Origin of the sequence: Frankia tisae, assembly GCF_025403405.1 — a bacterium.
Lineage (GTDB): Bacteria > Actinomycetota > Actinomycetes > Frankiales > Frankiaceae > Frankia > Frankia tisai.
Genome location: NZ_JANEZT010000670.1, coordinates 1 through 1,570, shown reverse-complemented (window position 1 = coordinate 1,570; position 1,570 = coordinate 1). Strand labels below are relative to the sequence as shown.

The window sequence follows — 1,570 nt, the reverse complement described above, 5'->3', positions numbered from 1 at the left end:
GAGGAAGAGTGCACGGTAGGCTGCCCCCGGGCATCCTGCGCTTTGAGGATGGTCGGGGAGCGTTTCAATACACTCAGCTGACGGAACGGTCGAAAGAAGGTCGATGTCGCAGATGGTGGCGACGATCGACTCGTGGCGATGTCGTGGGTGAGCCTGAGGAGCATCGCCCCGCCCATGTCTCTCCGTTGAAGCCGGGTGATCCCACCGAGATCGGCCCCTGTATTGTTTCGGGTCGCCTGGGTGAGGGCGGCATGGGCACCGTCTCCCTCGGACGGAGCAGCGAGGGACGGCCGGTGGCGATCAAGGTCGTCCGCGAGGAGTTCGTGCGTGACGAAGAGTTCCGTTCCCGCTTCCGGCGCGAGGTGGCTGCTGCCCGACGGGTGGCACGGTTCTGCACAGCGGCGGTCGTCGACGCCGATCTGACCGCGGATCGCCCCTACCTCGTCACGGAGTTCGTGGCCGGTCCGTCGCTCGCCGCCGCGATCCGACGGGACGGTCCTCTGCGGCCGCCGGAGTGCGAGCAGCTCGCGGTCAGCGTCGCGACCGCGCTCATCCAGATTCATGCCGCAGGCATCATTCACCGGGACCTCAAGCCGTCGAACGTCCTCCTGTCCGCGACCGGTCCGAAGGTCATCGATTTCGGGATCGCTCGCGCGATGGATGCCACGAGCGTCATCAGCCGCGACCTGCGGGTACTCGGAACTCCGGCGTACATGGCGCCCGAACAGGTGGAAGAAGAGGAACCGACCTCGGCAATCGATATCTTCGCCTGGGCTGGTGTGCTCGTCTTCGCGGCGAGCGGAAAACCTCCGTTCGGCGAGGGGCCGGCGGCTCTTCTCCCCTGTCGAATCCTCCATGAGCATCCGCGACTCGACGGCATCGACGCGAGGCTTCGTGGTCTCATGGAACAGGCATTCGCCAAGGACCCGTCGTCACGGCCCACGGCCCACGGCCCACAGCGCTGCTGGCCCACCTCATCGACAGCGATCGAAGGTCGGTCACGGCGGGCGACTCTCCCGACCCCGTGCTCCTCACGAACCGGCAGACGCCTCCCCACGGCGAGACGGCGCCGGCCCCCGGGCATGACGCACCCGAAGGCGCCCGCGAAGGTGGGCGCCGTGATGGGGCCGGCTCGCCCGCGCGTGACGCGGATGACAGCACGGCGACCCGGACGCAGGTGTCTCCCGACGCATTCCTGCCCCCGATGTCCACGACGACGATCCCGACGCAGATCTCTGCGCCCGCCCGGATCTCGACTCCCATCCTGTCGGCCCCCGGCACGCCGACCCCCGCCGTGATCGCATCAGGGCGGACGACGAGGGCGGCCATCGGAGGTCGCCCTCGCAGGTCCGCGCTGGGGGTCATGGCGGTTGCGGGCGTGGCTACTGCGGCACTGGTTCTCGGCTTCTCCGCCGCCCCTTTTTCCCTTTACGCGACGCTCAATGAACCTTTCCCGGTAACCTTTCGTCACCTTTGGTAGCAACAACGCTGTGTGCATACGTTGATCTCTACGTGGTGCGCTGGTGCTCCATGTGGAGCAGCACGAGGCATGCTTTCACCACGGATCCGA

At 67.2% G+C, this 1,570-nt stretch carries 1 protein-coding gene; it reads left to right on the top strand.

Annotated elements, in window-relative coordinates; genetic code table 11:
• Window positions 1-251 precede the first annotated feature (251 nt).
• Window positions 252-1,298, top strand: coding sequence for a serine/threonine-protein kinase (locus NBZ85_RS33505; protein WP_368861467.1), 1,047 nt, complete (start codon window positions 252-254; stop codon window positions 1,296-1,298).
• The last annotated feature ends 272 nt before the right edge of the window (window positions 1,299-1,570 follow it).

Coding starts and splice junctions, on each gene's coding strand:
- NBZ85_RS33505 (WP_368861467.1), top strand. CDS start 252: ATGGGCACCGTCTCCCTCGGACGGAGCAGCGAGGGACGGCCGGTGGCG.